Annotated in this window: 15 protein-coding genes; 4 read left to right on the top strand and 11 right to left on the bottom strand. The window is 42.7% G+C overall.

Annotated features, from left to right (window positions below):
* Positions 1 to 74 precede the first annotated feature (74 nt).
* From N6H18_RS05185 to N6H18_RS05150, 8 genes are all read right to left on the bottom strand, one after another.
* The gene (locus tag N6H18_RS05185; RefSeq protein WP_262310773.1) at positions 75 to 680 is read right to left on the bottom strand and encodes a YceI family protein; all 606 of its coding nucleotides are present in this window, start codon (positions 678 to 680) and stop codon (positions 75 to 77) included.
* Between the two features lie 585 nt (positions 681 to 1,265).
* The gene (locus tag N6H18_RS05180) at positions 1,266 to 2,576 is read right to left on the bottom strand and encodes a leucine-rich repeat-containing protein kinase family protein (RefSeq protein ID WP_262310772.1); all 1,311 of its coding nucleotides are present in this window, start codon (positions 2,574 to 2,576) and stop codon (positions 1,266 to 1,268) included.
* A gap of 405 nt (positions 2,577 to 2,981) precedes the next feature.
* Positions 2,982 to 3,380, bottom strand: coding sequence for a hypothetical protein (locus N6H18_RS05175; protein WP_262310771.1), 399 nt, complete (start codon positions 3,378 to 3,380; stop codon positions 2,982 to 2,984).
* Positions 3,381 to 3,408: 28 nt separating this feature from the next.
* On the bottom strand, positions 3,409 to 4,254 hold the full coding sequence (locus N6H18_RS05170; RefSeq protein ID WP_262310770.1) for a peptidylprolyl isomerase: 846 nt from the start codon (positions 4,252 to 4,254) through the stop codon (positions 3,409 to 3,411).
* Between the two features lie 9 nt (positions 4,255 to 4,263).
* On the bottom strand, positions 4,264 to 5,190 hold the full coding sequence (hemC, locus tag N6H18_RS05165) for a hydroxymethylbilane synthase (protein ID WP_262310769.1): 927 nt from the start codon (positions 5,188 to 5,190) through the stop codon (positions 4,264 to 4,266).
* Positions 5,187 to 6,314, bottom strand: coding sequence for a DNA polymerase III subunit (locus N6H18_RS05160; RefSeq protein ID WP_262310768.1), 1,128 nt, complete (start codon positions 6,312 to 6,314; stop codon positions 5,187 to 5,189). Before N6H18_RS05160 ends, hemC begins: the two co-directional genes overlap by 4 nt.
* On the bottom strand, positions 6,311 to 7,492 hold the full coding sequence (locus N6H18_RS05155) for a putative sugar nucleotidyl transferase (RefSeq protein ID WP_262310767.1): 1,182 nt from the start codon (positions 7,490 to 7,492) through the stop codon (positions 6,311 to 6,313). Before N6H18_RS05155 ends, N6H18_RS05160 begins: the two co-directional genes overlap by 4 nt.
* Positions 7,493 to 7,562: 70 nt before the next feature.
* On the bottom strand, positions 7,563 to 7,808 hold the full coding sequence (locus tag N6H18_RS05150) for a type B 50S ribosomal protein L31 (RefSeq protein ID WP_262310766.1): 246 nt from the start codon (positions 7,806 to 7,808) through the stop codon (positions 7,563 to 7,565).
* Positions 7,809 to 8,030: 222 nt separating this feature from the next.
* On the opposite strand from N6H18_RS05150, the gene N6H18_RS05145 reads away from it, so the two are divergent.
* A complete protein-coding gene (locus tag N6H18_RS05145; RefSeq protein WP_262310765.1) occupies positions 8,031 to 9,701 on the top strand; it encodes a capsule assembly Wzi family protein in 1,671 nt (556 codons plus the stop codon).
* Positions 9,702 to 9,758: 57 nt separating this feature from the next.
* On the opposite strand, the gene N6H18_RS05140 is transcribed toward N6H18_RS05145, so the two are convergent.
* Positions 9,759 to 11,306, bottom strand: coding sequence for a hypothetical protein (locus N6H18_RS05140; RefSeq protein WP_262310764.1), 1,548 nt, complete (start codon positions 11,304 to 11,306; stop codon positions 9,759 to 9,761).
* A gap of 237 nt (positions 11,307 to 11,543) precedes the next feature.
* Here N6H18_RS05140 and gltB point away from each other — a divergent pair, with 237 nt between their 5' ends.
* The 3 genes from gltB to N6H18_RS05125 all read left to right on the top strand — a co-directional run bounded on the left by gltB (position 11,544) and on the right by N6H18_RS05125 (position 19,081).
* Positions 11,544 to 16,037 carry a glutamate synthase large subunit gene (gene gltB, locus N6H18_RS05135; RefSeq protein ID WP_262310763.1) on the top strand — a complete coding sequence of 1,498 codons (4,494 nt, stop codon included), beginning with the start codon at positions 11,544 to 11,546 and terminating at the stop codon, positions 16,035 to 16,037.
* Positions 16,038 to 16,040: 3 nt separating this feature from the next.
* The gene (locus N6H18_RS05130) at positions 16,041 to 17,456 is read left to right on the top strand and encodes a glutamate synthase subunit beta (RefSeq protein WP_262310762.1); all 1,416 of its coding nucleotides are present in this window, start codon (positions 16,041 to 16,043) and stop codon (positions 17,454 to 17,456) included.
* A gap of 611 nt (positions 17,457 to 18,067) precedes the next feature.
* Positions 18,068 to 19,081 carry a hypothetical protein gene (locus N6H18_RS05125; RefSeq protein WP_262310761.1) on the top strand — a complete coding sequence of 338 codons (1,014 nt, stop codon included), beginning with the start codon at positions 18,068 to 18,070 and terminating at the stop codon, positions 19,079 to 19,081.
* 485 nt (positions 19,082 to 19,566) lie between these two features.
* On the opposite strand, the gene N6H18_RS05120 is transcribed toward N6H18_RS05125, so the two are convergent.
* Both N6H18_RS05120 and N6H18_RS05115 read right to left on the bottom strand, forming a co-directional pair.
* A complete protein-coding gene (locus tag N6H18_RS05120; protein ID WP_262310760.1) occupies positions 19,567 to 20,349 on the bottom strand; it encodes a carboxypeptidase-like regulatory domain-containing protein in 783 nt (260 codons plus the stop codon).
* A gap of 261 nt (positions 20,350 to 20,610) precedes the next feature.
* On the bottom strand, positions 20,611 to 21,003 hold the full coding sequence (locus tag N6H18_RS05115; protein ID WP_262310759.1) for a hypothetical protein: 393 nt from the start codon (positions 21,001 to 21,003) through the stop codon (positions 20,611 to 20,613).
* Positions 21,004 to 21,033 lie beyond the last annotated feature (30 nt).

The following is a 21,033-nucleotide window of genomic DNA, read 5'->3' as shown; positions in this document are numbered from 1 at the left end:
TCAAAGAGTCCAAAATAAAAAAGGTCAGTGAGATTGATGTCTCGCTGACCTTTTTGAGTCTTGTTTTGATCTTCTTATTTCTTAGCAGGGATGGTTACTTGTACCACTACATCAGGCCATAGTTTAGACACGCCATCTGATCCTTTGTGTAGCAATTCGCATACGCTGTTGAGTGAATCGATTGCTGCTGCACCGTTCCAGTTGGTCACGTCGATAGAAGTCGTCAATACCAAGGTAGAATCATTGCTGATATAGGTGAATGGCACGGCACTGGTCGTGTCATTCATCATCAACTCCACGGTACCCCTTCCACCTGTAGCACTTAGGATTTTACCTGTGATCTGTGGGGTATTGAATGGTTCAAAGAAAGAAGCTTTGATTTTAGGGTCTCTTGTCGCTTCGTTAGAGTTGACACTAGATGTATTGATAGAGAATGTGCCGTTGACCAATAGACTGTCTACCGAACCTTCGCCACCAGCAGTGACAGACAGGTCGTCAAAAGTACCTGATACGCCGATTCTTTCAGTCAGTTTGAATGCCGTCCATTTGACTTTGGCAGCACCTACTTCGTAAGTCACCGCTGTAGTTTCTGTTGTGGTTTCTTCTTGGGCTTTTTTAGGCGAGCAAGCATACATCACCACGAGAGCGATAATAAGGGAGATATAATTTCTGGTTTTCATAGAATAGTTTTTGAATGATGACCAAATTTAACACAATGCAGCTGGTTGACAAGGTTATGCAGTATTTAAGCAGACTGATTTTTAGTACTTGCCGTAGCGAATATTGCTTTTTGTTTTAGAATGAAATAAAGTGTAGTGTAGGTTCGTCCGGTACCCATAAGCAAATAGCGAGTCACCCTCACAAAATCGCTCAGTACCATGACAAAATGACTCTGCACCCTCATAAAATCGTCCCGTACCACGATAAGATGACTCTGCACTTTCATAAAATGACATAGGACGCCAAAAAAATCATTGAGCACATCGAATAAACGATTAATCATCATGATAAAATCTTTCAGCAACGGTGATGCATCTTCCTCTAGTCTCTCCCTGTCATGGTGAGGCAACCGCCTCGGCGGTTAAACTCGAACCATCGGACAGGTAGTGCGGATGCTTCGGTACTGCTTGTCCACTCTTCGAGAACCTCAGAGTGACAAGGAGAGACCTCGGTGTGACTGGCGGTCTAGGTTGTAGCTACACCTTTTATATCATTTCTACTGCTATGTGTCCTGTCAATCTACAACCCGCTGTTTGACTTTGCTATTATAGGATTTGTAATCCATCTTCTAGCTCCTCTAAAATCTTAGAAAAACCTGGTCGGGATTTAACATCTGGTAATGTACAGTCAGCTATCAACTTTTGCCAGTTATTTAGAAGCTGTGAGTTGAGCTCTTTATCATTCGTTAGACTTAATAAATCCTCTAACAAACAGCCAAATGCCCTTACTTCTATCCGCTCAATGTTTTTCGAAAGAACGGCATTGACATCATAAAAAGAAGCCGCACCGAAATCGCCCAAAAGACACGCTGCAGATTGATTGACCAAGATATTGTGTGCATACAGGTCACCATGATTGATTCCCTTGCTGTGTAGCTGAACGCAAACGGAGGCGATATTTTTGGCGATCTTCAGTATCTCATTGCCATTAAAAACACAGGTCTCATCAAACACATCTCTTGTGCAAGAATCCAAACTTGGAGGATTACCCAAATTGATATATTCGGCAGGTATAAGCTTTAATATTAATCCGCTTTTCCCTTCTGGGTGATACCTTATTTCACCTAATACTTGGATTAGGTTTTCATGTGATCCCACGGCAATGGCTGCTTCCATTTCATCTGCTGGCAATCCATCACTGGTCACGTCTCCTTTAAAAACCTTGATGGCGACCTCTTCTTTTTTAGTATTCCAGAGGGCTTTAGAGATCAACCCCGAAGCACCTTCACCCAAAAGTTCTTTGATCGAGAAATCATCCCAATCAAATGATGCTAGATCTGTATTGATTTGATTGCGATGTGAGGCAGGATTGCCACTAAATGCCACCCATGACAACTTAGGCAACTCAAACAACCATGCTGGAATTGATGTGAGTTGGTTGGCGGAGATTCTTAGGAGTTCCAAATTGACGCAGTTGGCCATTTCTGAAGGTAATTCTTCAATGAGGTTACCAGCCAAGGCGCATTTTTGAAGCACTCGGCAATCACCAATGCTTTTCGGTAACTTTTGGATCTTGTTGTCAGTTAGAACCAACCATCTGAGCAATGGAGGAAATGCATTTTCTGGCACTGATTGGATTTGATTGGATTTGAAACCAATCATACTTAGGTTGGGACATTGCTTTAAAATGGCAGGAAACTCTGTAAAGCAATTGCGTGCGAAAAATATAATTCTTAGTTTCTTCAGCTGTGCAATCGCATCAGGCAATTCCGATATTTGATTGTCCGATAAATCAAGGATTTCTAATGTTTCGGCGAGAGAAAAAATCTCTTCTGGAAACTCCTTTAAACCACAAGCTAGTTTCAGTGTTTTTGAACCAATTAGTTGACCTGATTCTAATTCCCTTAAAGTATGCATTTTTTAAATTAAAGCTTCCAAATCTCCTAATGGCGTGCTTTTAGCCATTTTGGTGCAACTCTTGACAATTTTATCTAACCAGTAGGTACGATATAAAGTAGTTTCTCTTGCTTCTCAATCAGATGCGGTCAACGCTATAGAGTCATACAGTAGTTAACGGCAATCCAATGGTAATCAGTATGGACTTTTTGCTGTTTGTACGTTCTCTGGAAGTTTAAACATTTGATTTTCTAAGGCGATTGATTTCACTTCTGTTGCAACGCTGGACATAGTAAACTGTGGATTATCAATGACTATTTTTAACGGGAGGGCATTTGATTGACTTGTAAAAGCAGCCCAATTTCCATAGATATGATTTTCATAAAGTTTAGAGTTTAAACCTATGGCTGAATTGAAATAGTATTTTTAAATTCCACTCGTACAGCTTAGTATCAATTCGTCACATTTATAACCCAAAATATCTACAACACCTTTGTTCAATTCCATAGAAACAATGGAATCAGATTTCACACTTCCATCATTCCATAAAATAACTTCAGAGTTAGAGAGTTTACTATAAAGTCTGTTTTCAGCATTGAGGTAGAGTTGCCACTGAGAGAAGCTTCCATTCGATACAGATCTATAATTGCCTTCTTGAATATAATACTCTTGAATTGTTCCCATCATTCCAGTCAACTGTTCATCAGTCATATTGGGTATCTTACTGACAAAAGAATTTTGGTAGGTGATCTTTCCTTCAAAATCTTGACTGAATGCAGAGATTGTGGTAATTACTACAATTGCGATGGTAAAAAACTGTTTCATATTCCTATTAGTCTTAATGATGGATGCTCTATTCCTTCTCAGGATATTCGTATCCATAGAGCTTGGTGATTTTCTTTTTGGAGAGTTTTTCTACGTCCATGGTGATGAAGTAGTCTGTCGTGGGTTTGTCCCCACGACCTGTCTCTATAGCTGCGATTTGGTCAATGATGTCAAGCCCTTCTACGACCTTGCCAAAGACGGTGTATTCATTGTCTAGGTGTGGTGCACCGCCTATTCTGACGTAAGTCTCCTTTTGCTGATCGGTGAGGGTGATTGCTGTGAAGTCAGCCTCCACTTGCTCCATCACGAGCGCAATGATCGAATCCACTGCAGCTTGATTGCCTTGTTTCTGGTACATGCGGGCACTGTCCAAGTATTGTTTGTTTTCTGGTTTTTGGACGATTTCACCGAAGAGCTGATTCTTCTTGCCCATGTTCATTTGCTCTTCGTATTGATCGATTTCTTCTTTTGTGTATTTTGTGCCTTGTACGATGTAGAATTGGCACCAGCTAGATGCTCGCTCTGGGTTTACATTGTCGCCCATTCTGGCAGCTGCCAAAGCTCCTTTTTCGTGGATGTAACCTTTGGCTAGTTCTGCTGGGATAGTTTTGTTGCTATTCGTGCCATTTTTGGTATCTATCCCTCCACCTTGGATCATGAAATCCTTGATGACACGGTGGAAAATGGTACTGTCGTATTGACCTGACTCTGCAAGGTCGATGAAGTTGGCTTTGTGCAGTGGAGTCTCATCGTAGAGGAGGACTTTCATGTCACCAAAACTGGTATGAATGGTCACGATGTAGTCTTTGTTGTTGCTCGCGCAGGATACCAAGATGACCATCATCATCAATAGTAATGTGAATTGCTTTTTCATGTGTTACTGTTAATCTATAGCTTGTTGTTTTCTGATTTCATCCAAAATTTCCTTTCCTCCATGATCCAAAACATACTCGGCGAGGGTTTGACCTGCCTTGGATGCAGCATTGAGAGTGCATGAACAGGTCTTGGATACTTGCGTCTGGCCGTCAAGGCTGATGATACCACCTCGTAGGGTCAATGCTTCGTGTTCAATAAATGCCCTGCCAAATACGGGAATGCTACAGCCACCATTCATCACCGCGAGGAAGCTGCGCTCGGCGATCAGGCAGGTTTCTGCTTCGACGTTGTTGATGGCTTTTCTCACAGCTATTTTTTTGTCCTCAGAGATGTTTTCAAACACTTCGATGGCAATGCTACCCTGTCCTACAGCAGGCACGAATTCCTTTTCATCAAACTCATGGACGATCATGTCGTCGTATTCCATGCGGTGAGCCCCCGCATAGGCGAGCCAGAGTGCGTCACAGACACCATCTTTCATTTTGTTGATGCGGGTCTGGAGATTGCCTCTTACTGCTACTGTCTTCACATGAGGAAAGTGCTTTTGTAAGAAAGCGATTCTGCGTGTGGACGAGGTACCTAGGACCAAGTCCTTTTGATTGAGATCGATGGTTTTGTGACTGACGAGTACGTCGTGAGCCTTTTCCCGTTCACTAAACGCGATGAGTTCAAAGCCCTTTGGTAGGCTAGAGGGCATGTCTTTGGCACTGTGGACGGCAATGTCGATGTGGCCAGATTGCAACTGCTCCTCGATTTCTTCTGTGAAAACCCCTTTGCTTCCGATTTTGGAAATAGTGACATCCAGGATTTTATCTCCTTTGGTTTCGATGGTGATGATCTCACTGTCGATTCCATCTTTTGCCAAGCGATCTCTGACATAGTAGGCTTGCCAGAGAGCCAATTTGCTTCCTCTCGTCCCGATTTTTATTTTCATTTTGCCGTCATGATTCGACCGATGGTCAATGATAAATCCATGAATAATATGCGTACGTTGGCGTTTCGCTCCAAGTGATATGCTGCTTGATTGAGTTCGCCACTTATTTTTTCGAGTTTGTCACTCGTCAGTGCCTTGCCAAAATTAGTGACAAATCCCTGTTCGTCGCTGTTGAGTTTGAGTTTTTCCTCGGGGAGGAAAGCTGTGACCAAAGCGTGGCGAATCATGTTGATGGCATATTGCAAAAACAGCTTTTGAGCGGTTTTGTTCATTTTGAAAAAAACTTCATTGGACTGATTGATGGCGGTGTAGTCTCTTGTCCAGCACTGGCGCATCCAGTCTCTGAAGAGAACGTGTGCATCGTCTTCGGCTGTTTCGATATTTTCGACCGCTGTCTTGATACTGCCATCGGCGAGCGAAGCGACTTTGTTGGCTTTGGCTTGATCCAATCCATTGTGCTCCATCAGGTATCGGCTGATCTCTTCATTGGAAAACGAAGGAATCTTAAACAGCTGACACCTAGAGAGGATAGTCGTCAATAGTTTTTCGTAATCGCAGGTTACCAACAAAAACAAGGTTTTCTCTGGCGGCTCTTCGAGAATTTTGAGAATGCCGTTGGCGGCAGATACGTGCATGTGCTCTGGCAGCCAGATTAGGAGTACTTTGTATTCGGATTCAAAAGCCTTGAGGGATAAGGACTTGACGATGTTGCGACTTTCCTCCTTGGATATATTGGCATTTTTGTTTTCGGCTCCATAGTGAGCACTCCAGTTTTCGAGAGAGCCATATTTATTGGCGGTCAGGTAGCTTCTCCATTCTTTGAGAAAACTGGTGCTGACCACATTTTTGCCCGTTACGGATTTGGTAGAGCTGACTGGATAGACGAATTGCAAATCAGGATGGATGAGCTTGTCTATTTTGGTACAGTTGCTGCACTGTCCGCAGGAGTCAGTCTCGGTTCTTTCTTGGCAGTTGATGTAGGCTGTATAGGCCAGCGCAAGTGCCATGTTGGCGGAACCTTCCATGCCATAAAACAACTGGGCGTGAGCCACGTGGTTGTTTCTGATGGCTTGGATCAGCTGTTGTTTGGAGTCTTCTAGTCCTGGTATATCTGCAAATCTCATTCGGTAGTGACTTTGCTATCTTCAAAGATAGATCTGAGCAAATTTACATCAGCTTGTTCCATCGTTTGTCCTTTTCTTTTCATCACAATATCAACTGTCTCGATGGCTTTGTCAAAATCATAGACAAGCATAGACCTCACCCCGCCCCAGGCGAAGGATGGAATACGTGTCCTAGGGAATCCCGCACCATATACATTGGCACAAACGCCGACCGTGGTTCCTGTGTTGAACATGGTGTTGATGGCAGATTTAGAATGATCTCCCATGATCAATCCGCAGAATTGTAGTCCTGTATCGATGAAATCTCGGCTGATTTCATCCCACATGGTGACTTTGGCATAGTTGTTTTTGAGGTTGGAGTTGTTGGTGTCTGCTCCTAGGTTGCACCACTCACCCAGCACCGAATTGCCTAGGAAGCCATCGTGTGCTTTGTTGGAGTTGCCATAGAGGATGGAGTTGGAAACTTCTCCTCCGACTTTGCAGCCGGGTCCTATGGTGCTGCCTTCTCTGATTTTAGAGTTCATGTTGATTCTAGCCCCCTCTCCAAGAGCAAAAGGCCCTCTGATGGTGGCTCCTTCTTGTATTTCGCTATCCTTGGCGAGATAGATGGGACCATTCTCAGCGTTGAGTATGGCTGCTTTGATGTTGACACCTTCTTCTAAGAAGACGTTTTCTTTTCCGTAAACGATAGTATAAGGGTCAGAGATCGTCTCACTGGTTCTACCTTTTGTTAGCAGATCAAAGTCTTGCTGGATTTCGTGTGCATTGTTGAGGAACAAATCCCAGGTTCGGTCGATGTGAACACAATCTCCTAGATACTCTTCTACAGCTAGGTCGAGGTTTTCCAATGTCTCTGATGAATTAAAACTTCCTTTGGCAGCCAGCAGTATCTCGCCTTTACAAAGGACAGTGTTGTCGCAGAGGTTTTGGATCGCAGTGATGAGTTCATCGTTGGGGCAAATAGCTCCGTTGATAATCAGGTCAAATGATGGATGAAGCGGAGGAAATTTTTCAGCGAGACTGGAATGTGCCAGAAAGGAAATATTGGTGTTCAATCGTTTTTCCCACTTTTCGCGAATGGTGAGGATGCCGATTCTCAAATCAGCAATAGGTCTCGTCTGGGTAAGGGGATATAATTTCGATCGTTGATGAGCGAGATCGATGAGTGCTATGTTCATGGGGGTAAAAATAGAAAAGTCTTCAAGAAGTAAATCTTGAAGACCCCAATATTTGAATCCGAAAAGTGGATTATTTCTTCTTGTATCTCTGGTTGAACTTCTCAACTCTACCAGCAGTATCCACGAATAGTTTCTTACCTGTGTAGAATGGGTGAGAAGCCGCAGAAACTTCAATTTTGATGACAGGGTACTCTTTACCGTCTTCCCATTTGATTGTTTCTTCTGAACTCATAGTTGACTTAGTCATGAACTTGAATTCGCTAGATGTATCAAAGAAAACTACGTCTCTGTACTCTGGATGAATGTCTTTTTTCATTTTATTATGGTTTTAATTTTGTCCATGGTTTTTGCCATGAACCCTGATTTCTTGTTTGCCCTCTCTTGTGAAAAGGACTGCAAAAGTACGCACTGCTGTGTTAAAAACAAACCAGACAATCAAAATACTTTTCTGTCTATCAGGCTTTTATTATAAATATTGGTGTGGTTGGTTTAATAGTCAAACAGAAATCTCTATCATTGTTCGCAAAATTTAAGTAGAATGAAGCTCAAGTCTTTGGTATTGTTAGCCGTGTGGGGGTGCTCGTATGTCGTCTCAGCGCAGAGCGTATATGCTCCTTTGAATCAGGATTATTATCACTTGATAGACAGAGAGGAGGTGCTCAATAGGGATTTTAGCCCAAGTATTCACAGCAGTTACAAACCCTACCGCAGAGTGGATATAGTGACTCAGGTGGATTCTCTGGCGGTCAACGCAAACAATAAAAAGTACCTATTGACTGACAACTGGGAGCATGTAGAGGACGGTGAAAAATTTGCTATGAGTAGAAAGCCATTTTTGAAGTGGTTTTATCGCAGCAAGTCTGACTTTTATCATGTCAACACCGAGATGTTCAAACTCAAAATTAGTCCAGTCTTGTATTTGGGCTTGGGCAATGATAGCAATGCTGCGGCCAGACCTTTTGTGAATACACGGGGATTGGAGTTGAGAGGTAGCATCGATGAGAAGGTTGGTTTTTATTCATACATAGGAGAGAATCAGGCTTTGTTTCCACAATATGTGCAGGATTATACCTCAGCGTATGGAGTCGTGCCCAATGAGGCATTTTGGAAGAAGTATGGAGATGATGGTGCGGTAGATTTTTTTACAGCGAGAGGTTATTTTACCGTTCAAGCGACCAAACACATTGGGATTCAGTTTGGACATGACAAGAATTTTGTGGGTAATGGCTATAGGTCTCTGCTGCTATCGGATTTCAGTGCGCCTAGTACATTTTTGAAGATTCAGACCAAAATCTGGAAAATCCAATACACGAATCTTTTTACTGAATTGGTGGCAGATGCCCCCTACACTACTTTTGGTTCAAATGGAACTGAGGTGTTTCCAAAAAAGTTCTTGACGGCACATCATCTGAGCATCAATCTGACTGACAATTTCAATGTAGGGGTATTTGAGGCCATCATGTTTCATCGGGGAGATAGTACCAGTTCGGCGTTTGAGTGGAATTATTTAAACCCAATTATTTTCTATCGGTCAATTGAACAATTCACAGGGAGTCCGGACAATGCGCTATTCGGAATGGATTTTAAATGGAACGTGATACGAGGTGTACAATTATACGGACAGGGACTGCTGGATGAAATGGTGATCGGTGAGTTGAAGTCAGGTGAGGGCTGGTGGGGCAACAAATACTCATTACAATTGGGTGCGAAATACATCAATGTATTGGGAGTGAAAAACCTCGATTTGCAGGCAGAGTATAATCTATCGAGACCCTTTACCTATGCCCATGAATCGATCTTTACCAACTATGCGCACTATCGTCAACCCTTAGCCCACCCGTTAGGTGCAAATTTTAAAGAGCTGGTGGTGATTGCCCGCTATCAACCAGTAAAATACCTGTTTTTAAGTGGAAAAGTCATTTCTACATTGTATGGGACAGATCCCGCAGGAGCCAATTATGGAGGGGATGTGCTCAAAGATTATACTACTAGAGTCAGTGATTACGGCAATGAAATTGGGCAAGGCATTGGTAACCGTGTCCTCTTTGTGGATTTGATGGCGAGCTACATGCTCAGACAGAATCTTTTCATTGATTTGAGGCACATTTATCGCAACCAAGAGAGTGACGACCGTACTTTGGATCAGACGACCAATTACACCTCTGTTGCGCTCAGACTCAACATTGCTGCACGAGACCATAGCTTCTAAATGAAAAGAGGCGATGTGTTTTGCACATCGCCTCTTTTTGTATTTTTCTAAGAATTATTATTTTTCCTGTTTTTCAGCAGCTTCTTTGGCGACCTCCAAAAACGGCCTTCCAGATATCTTGCTTTCCAACCAACTCATGATGTCAAAATACAAAAGTGGTTTGGATTCGAACTTATCCTCACGCAATGGCTCTAGGCTACTTCTCAGATTTTTCAACTCGCCTTTCAGATCCAAAGGCATAATTTGTTCTGACTTCTTGATGAATTGCAAAATAATGTGGTGAAACTGCCCGAGAATATTTCGCTGTCTCAAATAGACGAAAGCACGCTTTCTTATTTTCTCCAATTTTTTATAATCACGCATCTCATAGAGGGCAATGACATAGATGATGTATGAGAAACTTTTGAGGTCTTCTCTCAAGTGCTCATCGTGGTCTTTGAGGATCCTGTCAAGGTAGGATATACACTTGTCATATTGCTGCAAACTGAAGTACAGGATGGCTGATTTGTAGAAAATAACCAGCTGGTTATTTCTATCAATGTACTCAAGGCTATCTTCGATTTTGAGGAGGTATCTGCCTAGGCTGTGTTCGTGTTTTTTGAAGTCCCCATCCATGAAGCATTTGTTCAAAGTCTGAACAGTCAAACATCTGAGTAATAATTGTTTACTGTTAGAATCGATCGCTTTCATGTAGAGTTTTTCAAACTCAAGAAGCTCTTCGTAGTACATGTTGAACCGCTCACGGTCGTTGATTCTAAACAAGGATTGAAGGAGCCTGTTGAGACCTCTGAGGAATTCCGCATGACGCAAATGAGTCAAGTTGTTTTCTTTGAAAATGCTCACCCAGATTTCGGTATATTTTACACAAGATTCGAAGTCTTGAATCAAGTATGAATACCAGTAATAAGCCCTGCACATGTTGTATTGTTCGCTAAAAGACATTTGTGCTTTGTCAAACTCTGGCAGGCTAGAATAGAATATTTTGTTGATTTTTTCTAGTTCATCCTCGCTGCGTGCCATACCTCCTTTGAGGAATTGGGCTTTCATCCTGAGTGCCACCGAAAAAAACGACTGTGCAACGTTGATTTTATTGAGAATACTTTTGGTTTCTCTATCCAATTTTAGGGTCGTAGTGATGTCCAGAGACAGCATTTGCTGATTTTCGATGTTTTTTTCGTAGTTGAGCAATGCCAGTTTGAAGATGTTCTTTTTGTAATTGTTGGCGGTGATTTTTATCTTTTTGAGCAGCTTCATGCTCTCATCATATAGCCCTTTTTTGTACAACAATCGTACATAATCGAGGTTTTCGCGCAACTGGATGTCCACATCATATTTGAGATGGCTGATTCTCAAGACGAGGAGCACCTGCTTGTACAGGTGTGATTTGAGGTTGGCCAATTGTGCTTTGCTAATATTTGACATCTTTTTGATGATGATATTTTCATCATATTCTTCTAACTTGTCTAAGATGTCAAAGAGTGCGATGAATTTTACATCGCTTTCATCATTGATTCTACTGACATAAAGTTTAAAACTCCTCTTTTCCGACTTGGTCAAGGACTTAATAAGCTGGAAGAGAGGCTGTGCGCTTGAATTTTTGGACATGATATTGATGGTACTATTTTTATTGATTTAATAAATTGAATTTCAGTTAGTTAACTGCTTTACAGGGGAGTTTGGGCGTAATATGACTATGCTAAACTACCAAAATAATTGAGAATTAAAAATATAGATTTGTAAACTCAAAAATGATCTGCGCCAACCAATAACTCTAAAGTTAGAAGAGTTCTGCTATAATTCAAGGCGCAGCACAAGCAACATTTACTTTTTTTGGATATGTCTATGAAGCAAAATATAAATAATACAGGATTATACTCTCCGGAGTTTGAGAGAGATTCGTGCGGGATTGGATTTATTGCTCATATTAAGAACAAGCCGTCACATCAGATTGTGTCTGATGGTTTGATTATGCTTGAGAAAATGGAGCATAGAGGTGGTGTTGCAGCAGATGGGGAAACAGGTGATGGCGCGGGGATTCTGACACAGGTGCCATACGAGTACTTTGATGCGATTGCCAAGAATAAGAAAATCAAATTACCGAGTAAGGAAAAATATGGTGTGGGCGTATTGTTCGTGCCAAAGAATGTAGAAGAAGAGCAAGGTCATCTTGACATTGTCAATGAAGCAATTTCAGAATTAGGATTCGACAACCTATGGCTGAGAAAAGTGCCAGTCAATGACAAGAAGCTCGGCATCATTGCCAAGCAGTCTGAGCCTACTATCTACCACATCTTCGTGTCTAAAGATAAGCTCAAAGGCCTAGAGCTCAACCGCGCACTCTATGTGTTGAGAAAACTGATCGAATTCAAAGTAAGGTCGACTTACCCTGTAAGTGATTTTTACATCCCTTCGTTTTCTGCTACGACTATAGTGTTCAAAGGAGAATTGAGAACTTGGCAGATACCAGAGTTTTACAAAGATTTGAGAGACAGCAGATACACCTCTGCCATCGCTTTGGTTCACTCTAGATTTTCGACCAATACTTTCCCCGAGTGGAGATTGGCTCAGCCATTTAGATTCTTGGCTCACAATGGTGAGATCAACACCATCAAAGGCAACATCAACAAGATGGTAGCGAGAGAAGCATTGTTGACCTCTACCAAGTTTACCGATCAGGAATTGGAAGTCTTGACACCTATTTGCAATTCGAGGTTTTCGGATTCGGCAAACTTAGACGCGATGCTAGAGCTGATGGTCATGGGTGGTACCAACATCCAGCATGCCATGGCGATGCTCGTCCCAGAGGCGTGGCAAGAAGAAACTGTGATCAGCCCAGAGAAAAAAGCATTTTACGAATTCCACTCTACCATATTCGAGCCTTGGGATGGACCTGCTTCATTGGTTTATACTGATGGACATACCATTGGTGCATCATTGGATAGAAACGGACTGAGACCTTCTCGTATCGTATTTACCAAAGACGACAGATTGGTTTTGAGTTCGGAAGTAGGAGTAGTAGATATTGCTCCAGAGAATGTGGCGAAAAACGAAAGATTAGGACCAGGAGAAATGGTCATGATCGACTTGAAAACTGGTAAAATCTCTTACAACAAGGAAATCAAAGAATTTTTGGCTAAGGCACAGCCTTACCAGGAGTGGGTTGACAAAAACATGGTTCGTGTCAAAGACGAAGTAGGTCAGCAATCCTTCCAAAAATATTTGAAAGTAGATGAGTTGACACAAAAGCAAATTGCTTTTGGCTTTACGCGAGAGGACATCAAGTTCATCTTGGAACCCATGATTCAGGGAGGCACTGAGCCACTAGGATCGATGGGAAATGACACTGCTTTGGCGGTATTTAGAGAAGGCACGACACACATTTCACAATATGTGAAACAGCTGTTTGCACAGGTATCTAATCCAGCGATTGATCCGATTAGAGAAAAGGCAGTGATGTCATTGATCAATTATTTGGGGGCGTCACACAACGTACTGGATCACATCCCAGAGCATGCTCATAAGTTGAGAATCGAGAGCCCGTTTCTATCAACTGCGGAGTTTGAATACATTAAAAACATCAATGTCAAGGGGTTCAAGTCTGTGGTGTTGGACGCTACCTATGATCCGACTACCCAGGATTTGAAAAATGCCTTGATTGATCTGTCGACTGATGTAGAAGCGCAAATCAAAGAAGGTGCGAGCATTGTAGTGATCTCTAACAGAGCTTTGACTGTCAACAAAATCAGAATCCCTTCCCTATTGGCGACTGGCGCGGTTCACAATCACTTGTTGCAGACAAAATTAAGAGCCAAAGCAAGTTTGGTGATAGATGGTGGAGACATCATCGAGACGCATCACTTTGCTACTTTGATAGGATTTGGTGCTACTGCGATCTATCCATACATGGCCATCGAGACCATGATGCACGAGGCTGATCTCTTGGGAGAGTCTCCTGAGCACTATTTCAATCAGTACCGAAAATCAGTGAATTATGGATTGAGAAAGATCCTTTCTAAAATGGGTATCTCTACCATACAGTCTTATGAGTCAGCTCAGATTTTTGAAATCCTAGGTCTGGATATCGAAGTATCTGATATGTGCTTCAAAGGAACGCCATCGAGAATTTCTGGTAAAGGATTTAACCTCCTAGAAAAAGAAGTAATTAGAGAGCATAAAACTGCTTTCAAAACGGTCAACGAAGCACCAGCCTTGGAAACAGGTGGATTGTATCAGTGGAAGAGAGATGGTGTACGTCACCTTTTCACGCCAGAAGTAATCCATGCGTTGCAGAAATCTACCAGACTGGGAGATTATGAGCTTTTCAAAACATACCAAAAGGCTATTGACAATCAGGCTTTGCAGAATGTCACGTTGAGAAGTATGTTCAAATTCAATCCGAAGAAGCCAATTAGCCTGGACGAAGTAGAACCTATCGAGGCAATCATGCCAAGGTTTGCTACTGGTGCCATGTCTTTTGGATCTATCTCACACGAAGCACACACTACTATCGCCAAAGCGATGAACAAGATCGGTGCTAAATCTAACAGTGGAGAAGGAGGAGAAGATGCGATCAGGTATCAACCCAATGAAGACGGTACTTTGTCAAGATCAGCGATCAAGCAAGTGGCTTCTGCGAGATTTGGCGTGACCGCACATTATCTGGTCAATGCAGATGAAATACAAATCAAAGTAGCACAAGGAGCGAAACCTGGTGAAGGTGGACAGCTACCAGGCAAGAAAGTTGATGAAACCATTGGTAGAATCAGACACAGTACACCAGGTGTGACTTTGATCTCACCACCTCCTCACCACGATATCTACTCGATTGAGGATTTGGCACAATTGATTTTTGATTTGAAAAATGCCAATCAGCAAGCAGATATCAATGTCAAGTTGGTATCCGAGTCTGGTGTAGGTACAATTGCTGCAGGTGTCGCCAAAGCCAAAGCAGATAATATCCTGATAGCAGGACATGATGGAGGTACAGGAGCATCACCGATTAGCTCTGTGCACCATGCAGGTATTCCATGGGAGATTGGCTTGGCAGAGACGCACCAGACGTTGGAAAAAAATGGTCTGAGAAAGAAAGTAAAATTGCAGACAGATGGTCAGTTGAGAACGGCTCGTGACTTGGCAATTGCAGCGATACTAGGTGCTGAGGAATGGGGTATTTCTACAGCTGTATTGGTGGTAGAAGGCTGTATCATGATGAGAAAGTGTCACCTCAATACATGCCCAGTAGGTGTGGCGACTCAAGATACTCGTTTGAGACAGTTGTTCTCTGGTGAGGTAGATCATATCGTCAATTTCTTCAAGTTCTTGGCAACAGGATTGAGAGAAGTGATGGCTGAGTTGGGTGTGAAGACTGTCGATGAGTTGATCGGTCGTACGGATCTTTTGACTTTCGATAGATCATTGGCTACCGAATATGCGGGCAACATTGATTTGGAAGCACTACTTCAGAATCCGTTCCACTCGGCAGAAGATGGCTTGTCATGCAAGACAGAAAATCAAGATCACCAATTGGAAAATGTACTGGACAATGACATCATTGACGATGCAGCACCAGCATTGAAAGAGAAGAAAAAGGTGAAATTGAACTACCGTATCAACAACCAAAACAGAACAACTGGAGCGATGCTATCAGGTCAGGTAGCGAGACTACATGGCGCAGCTGGATTGAAAGAAGATACGATCAAGGTCAAATTTACAGGATCAGCGGGACAGAGTTTTGGTGCTTTCTTGGCAGCAGGGGTTACATTCAATCTCGAAGGAGAAGCCAATGACTATGTAGGCAAGGGACTCTCTGGTGGACGTATCATTGTACATCCAAACAAAAAATCTAGTTTGGTACCTGAGGAGAACATCATCATAGGTAACGTGAATTTGTACGGTGCTACATCTGGTGAGTTGTATGCCAACGGTAAGGCAGGAGAGAGATTCGCGGTAAGAAACTCTGGAGCGATTGCATTGACCGAGGGTGTCGGAGATCACGGTTGTGAGTACATGACTGGCGGTAGAGTGGTCGTCCTAGGCGAGACAGGCAAAAACTTCGCAGCGGGTATGAGTGGTGGTATCGCCTACATCTATGCCAAAGGCTTTGATTTTGCATCACGCTGCAACATGGAAATGGTAGAGTTGGAAGCACCAGGTGTGGAAGATTTTGAATTCCTCCAAGACATGATCAACAAGCACAACAGATTTACAGGCAGTAAAGTGGCCTTCCGTCTATTGGATAACTGGGAAAACGAAAAGGCTCACTTCATCAAAGTGATCCCTACAGAATACAAGGCGGTGCTTGAAAAACAAAAATTATCTAAAAAAGAAATTGCATAAGGAATGGGACAAGTAGATGGGTTTTTGACATACGACCGACACTCTTTGGAGTACGAAGAGGTAGACAAAAGAACCAAGCATTACAAAGAATTCGTGAAGCCTGTTTCTGATGAAGAAACAAATCATCAGGCAGCTCGATGTATGGATTGCGGGATTCCATTTTGTCACAGTGGATGTCCACTAGGCAATAAAATTCCTGATTTCAATGACGCAGTGTATCGCAAGGATTTTAAAGAAGCTTGGGGTATATTGAAGAGTACGAATAACTTCCCAGAGTTTACAGGCAGAATTTGCCCGGCTCCTTGCGAAGGCTCATGTGTATTGGGGATTCACAAAGACCCAGTGAGCATCGAGCACATTGAGAAGACAATTGCCGAAGAGGCCTTTGCTCAGGGATGGGAAACACCACATGACATATTAGTGAAGACTGGCAAGACAGTAGCTGTGATCGGCTCTGGACCTGCAGGTTTGGCAGCTGCTGAGCAGCTTTGCAAACTAGGGCATGATGTCACCGTATTTGAGCGTGACACACAGCCTGGTGGCTTGTTGAGGTTTGGTATTCCCGATTTCAAATTGGAAAAAACAGTCGTAGAGCGCAGGGTAAATCTGATGAAAGCATCAGGTGTAAAATTTGAATGTGGTGTAGAGATCGGCAAGGACATTGATGCCAAAGAGATCGAAGCAAAATTTGATGCGATAGCCATCACGACTGGTAGCACGATCGCTAGAGACTTGCCGATCCCAGGTAGAGATTTGAAAGGGATTCATCTCGCGATGAAATTCCTAAAGAACTCCAACAAAGTGGTATCTGGTGAGGATGCCAAGATCGTGGATGAAATGAACGCCAAAGGCAAAGACGTCATCGTAATAGGCGGTGGTGATACTGGATCTGACTGTGTAGGTACCTCCATCAGACAAGGTGCCAATAGCGTGACACAGATCGAGCTATTGGACAAGCCATCAGAAGGCAGAGAAGCGACCAACCCTTGGCCAGAGTGGCCTTTGATCTTGAGAACCTCAACCTCGCAAAAAGAAGGTGCCGAGCGTAACTGGTCTATCTTGACCAAAGAATTCTTAGGTAACGACCAGGGCGAGGTGACGGGATTGAAAGTAGTGGACGTAGAGTGGACGGACAAGTCAAAGTTCCAGTTCAAGGAAATCGAAGGTTCCGAGAGAGTTTTGCCATGTGGCAGAGCTTACTTGGCGATCGGATTTATGCATCCGCAGAAAGAGGGATTGCTGGAGCAGTTGGGCATAGAAACCAACGAGCGTGGCAACATCAAAGACGAGATGTACCGTACCAATAAGGAAAATATATTTGCAGCAGGAGACTGCCGTAGAGGACAATCGCTTGTGGTTTGGGCCATCAGTGAAGGTCGCAAGGCTGCTTACTCTGTCAACAAATATTTGATGGCCTAAGTTTTCGGATTAGGACATGGCTGCTGTGAGTTGATAGACTCATGGCACGTGAGATTACCCAAATTACAATGATTGCTCTGGCTTGCCAGGGTAAGATGAAAAGTAGTTTTCTCATATTGTAGTTGGAAAGGACTTCAACTCAGACTTGGAAGTCATTTGTTGGATAACCCCGCTAGAGGAATCTGTCGGGGTTTTTCGTTTTTATGGTTTGCTGGTTGTGCAAGATTTTTTAGGCCCTAGTTTGCCTGTCATGGTGAGGTTCTCGAACCTTAGACAGACCGAGCAAAACTTCCCTCAGTAGCTCAACATCAATTGAAACAAAATATATATTTCGTTCTGCAAGAATTTTTCGTTGAGCCTATATCAATGATGTGATTCGTTAATATAGACACTCTATATTTTGTTTAATGTGCTTTCAGCAGAAGTGGATGGGAATCGCATGTGACCAAATAGATAAAACGCGTCTCAATCAAGAAAAGTCATCGGTTACCTAGCCACCATATAGGGTAAAAATATATTTAAAATTTTTATTCCTATATGAGAATCGGAACGACTTTTGCGTTGTAGGCGAAAGCATTTAAGTGCTAATTAAACTTTTTAAAACAGAACAAATGAACTTATTAAAGAATGTTACAAGATTGATGATGTTGGGGCTATTGGCTTTCAACTTTGCATGTGAGACAAATGATGAATTGCTACCAGATGAGCTGGATCCTGACAAAGAATATGCCGCAGAACTTACCTTGGTAGAAGGAGAAGGAGACGTGACAGAGACAGTATTTGTATCTGACCTAGGAACAGGAGCTACTCAGTTTGAGGTATTGTTGACGATGACCTCTACTGATGTCAAAATGAAAAGAATCTACATGACTCAGAATCTAGTAGGTGCAGGGGCAGAACCTTATGAATTGGAACTAGAAGGGTTGTCCAAAAAGGGTGATGGTTCTTTGGAGCTGGATTCAGATCAAGGCAACGAAGTGATTTATGAGATTCCTTTTCCTGTACAATCTGGTTTGACAGCTGGTACAGTTGAGTACCAGGTTTGGGCAACTGGAGGATTGACTGCCCGTGGTGACTACAGAGATTCTGAGAAAAATCTCGCAGTGGGTGTGGGTACGATTGTAGTGAACTATGGTGGTTCTAATCCAGCAACTGATGTGAAGGAGTATGAAGCTACTATTTTAGCAGCACCTTTAGCAGATGGGTCTTCTTCTACATTCATTTCTCTACTAGATGGGGAGGTTTATAAAATCAATCAAGGAGAGGAATATGTTGCGTTTTGGGATTTCGGATATTACTATGGTGCAACTGGATTAGCTTCTTTGGCTTCAACTGATGATTACCCGGTTTCTGTAATTGACATAGCTACAATAGCAAATACTACAGATGATTTGAATAAAGTGTATTTCGCTGCTTCTGATTTAAATTTTGATGAGATTACCAAATCAGCAGAGTTGAATATTATAACTCCTTCAGAATCACAAAGAATTAATCAGCTTACTGTAGGAGATATCATAGAGTTTGTTGATAATTATGGAAAGAAGGGGTTAATAAGAGTAGCAGCTTTGACTCCAGGAAATGGAGTGGATGGTAAAATTACTATCGAAATCAAAGTACAACCATAATAAGAAACATTTTCTCAATCTGAGAAAGTAAGAATTAAAAACCCTGGCCAGACGGTCAGGGTTTTTTTATGTCTGCTAGGGCATCCACGGCTTGTTTACTATGTCTCTCGGTAGCATATTAAAGGCTAAAGTGTTGTCCTCGCTCTGATCGAGGACAACACTTCTCAGTTGGGTTTAGGCTGTGCTTGTGATCTAAGGCATATCAGTATTTATCTATAAACTGTCAACATTATCTAGGACGCTTCCCGGTTCTTAGCACTGCAGTCCAACAATGCTTCCCGCTGCCCGGGGAGGGTCAAAAGTCTCCCGGGACGCCCCCAAAGTCTCCCGGGGAGGGTCATGGGTCACCCGGGGAGGTGTCAAAGTCTCCCGGGGAGGGTCAAAAGTCTCCCGGGACGCATAAAAATCTCCCGGGACAAAATAAAATTTGTTAGGACACAAGAATTGTTTTCGGTACAGAATTTTATTCTGTTTAGTGTGATAGATTACTCTTCGTTGCTTTGTTCGGCTTGTAGCTTTTTGAGTTTCTCATCCAGATAGTCGTAGTAGCGATCTAGACTCTCGGGCATGAGCTGTAGCAGATCATATATCTCTCTCCTAGCAAAGGACTCTATCGTCATGCCAGAGTACTTGATGAAATCCACATAGTAGTACTCGTCCAGTCGCTGTCCCATCATCTCTAGCACTTCATCCATCTTGGCCTTGGCGATGGCGTAAGTTTGCGCATCTTCTGCACGGCCTTGATTTTCATTATAAAGTCGCTTTTCCTGCTTATAAGTTTTGCTGGCCATGCGATAGATTGCAGTAGCAGGGCTAAAGATGGCACCACCCACGCCTAAGTTATAATCATCGGCTTCTGTCTTGGGTTTGGCATATACACCGTTGACTTGCATCTGACTGAGCCGTGGGTTTCGGATCATGGTATTCGCCTGATACATGCTGTTGATCTGTACGTCATTGAGGATGATGGTGGATGTCTTGAGACTAATGATCATGTTTTGGGTCTCGGTGCTGTCATTGATACCAACCTCGACCACTTCATAGCCTAGCAGCGAAAAGCTGATTGTGTCTCCCGCCATGACATACAGTCGGAAATTGCCATCTATGTCAGTATAGGTGCCTGAGGTCAATTCTACATAGACATGTACATCACGCAGGGTCTCTAGACTATTGCCATCGATGACCGATCCATTGACGAGGATTTTTTGACACAGACCAGGCATACATCCACAGACTAACAACAATAATGTAAGGGCAATTTTATTCATTTCTGCGTTTCATTTATTCATCACGAATTATGCCGTGGCTAATTTGGGTTAATGGAAAATGGGTGATTATTATCGAGAAGAGACGCTCATCCAAGGTCTATGACCCACGACCTTCTGACCCACAGACCTTCTTTGGCAATTCGTTACAAAGGTAATAATAGGAATAATGTGTACAAACGATAAAAGGTTGCCTCCCAGAGCAACCATATTCTACCAAAATGTGGTTGAGCAGGTGATTATTTTTTATATGCGATTGTTTCACTACTTGAGGAACGCAGCTATTCTCTTCTGCAGCTTCTTCTTTTCGTGTGCGATGACGAGGTTTTTATGCACGATAGGGTACATCTCCATCACTGCACCATAGCTGTAGCCCAATTTGTCAGCAATCATGTTGCAGTAGTCTACCTCCTTGTTGATGATTTCATCGTCTATTTTCATCAGTTGGATGATGCTGTAGAGGAACTCGAATTTTTCTTCTGCACTCAATTCGTCTACTTTTTCCACCTTGCCTGGGTGATCGATGATTTCGTCAATCTCTTCTCTTGACAATTGGTGCGCTTCACCTATTCTGTAGATCAGGCTCAACTCTCTTTTGTCGATGTTGTTGTCACTCTTGGCTAGATTGACGAGCGCGGTGAGTTGTTTTTTGATCATGGTTAGGTTTGGTTATCTAGTTTTCTAGTT

It is taken from the genome of Reichenbachiella agarivorans, assembly GCF_025502585.1.
GTDB lineage: Bacteria > Bacteroidota > Bacteroidia > Cytophagales > Cyclobacteriaceae > Reichenbachiella > Reichenbachiella agarivorans.
Note: the sequence above shows the minus strand (reverse complement) of the source record. Positions and strands in the feature narration are given on the sequence as shown.

Bases quoted from the DNA above. Each gene is read 5' to 3' on its own strand.
- hemC (WP_262310769.1), bottom strand. From the start codon at position 5,190: ATGAAAATAAAAATCGGGACGAGAGGAAGCAAATTGGCTCTCTGGCAA.
- N6H18_RS05175 (WP_262310771.1), bottom strand. From the start codon at position 3,380: ATGAAACAGTTTTTTACCATCGCAATTGTAGTAATTACCACAATCTCT.
- N6H18_RS05140 (WP_262310764.1), bottom strand. From the start codon at position 11,306: ATGTCCAAAAATTCAAGCGCACAGCCTCTCTTCCAGCTTATTAAGTCC.
- N6H18_RS05170 (WP_262310770.1), bottom strand. From the start codon at position 4,254: ATGAAAAAGCAATTCACATTACTATTGATGATGATGGTCATCTTGGTA.
- N6H18_RS05125 (WP_262310761.1), top strand. From the start codon at position 18,068: ATGAACTTATTAAAGAATGTTACAAGATTGATGATGTTGGGGCTATTG.
- N6H18_RS05150 (WP_262310766.1), bottom strand. From the start codon at position 7,808: ATGAAAAAAGACATTCATCCAGAGTACAGAGACGTAGTTTTCTTTGAT.
- N6H18_RS05115 (WP_262310759.1), bottom strand. From the start codon at position 21,003: ATGATCAAAAAACAACTCACCGCGCTCGTCAATCTAGCCAAGAGTGAC.
- N6H18_RS05180 (WP_262310772.1), bottom strand. From the start codon at position 2,576: ATGCATACTTTAAGGGAATTAGAATCAGGTCAACTAATTGGTTCAAAA.
- N6H18_RS05160 (WP_262310768.1), bottom strand. From the start codon at position 6,314: ATGAGATTTGCAGATATACCAGGACTAGAAGACTCCAAACAACAGCTG.
- N6H18_RS05155 (WP_262310767.1), bottom strand. From the start codon at position 7,492: ATGAACATAGCACTCATCGATCTCGCTCATCAACGATCGAAATTATAT.
- N6H18_RS05130 (WP_262310762.1), top strand. From the start codon at position 16,041: ATGGGACAAGTAGATGGGTTTTTGACATACGACCGACACTCTTTGGAG.
- gltB (WP_262310763.1), top strand. From the start codon at position 11,544: ATGAAGCAAAATATAAATAATACAGGATTATACTCTCCGGAGTTTGAG.
- N6H18_RS05145 (WP_262310765.1), top strand. From the start codon at position 8,031: ATGAAGCTCAAGTCTTTGGTATTGTTAGCCGTGTGGGGGTGCTCGTAT.
- N6H18_RS05120 (WP_262310760.1), bottom strand. From the start codon at position 20,349: ATGAATAAAATTGCCCTTACATTATTGTTGTTAGTCTGTGGATGTATG.
- N6H18_RS05185 (WP_262310773.1), bottom strand. From the start codon at position 680: ATGAAAACCAGAAATTATATCTCCCTTATTATCGCTCTCGTGGTGATG.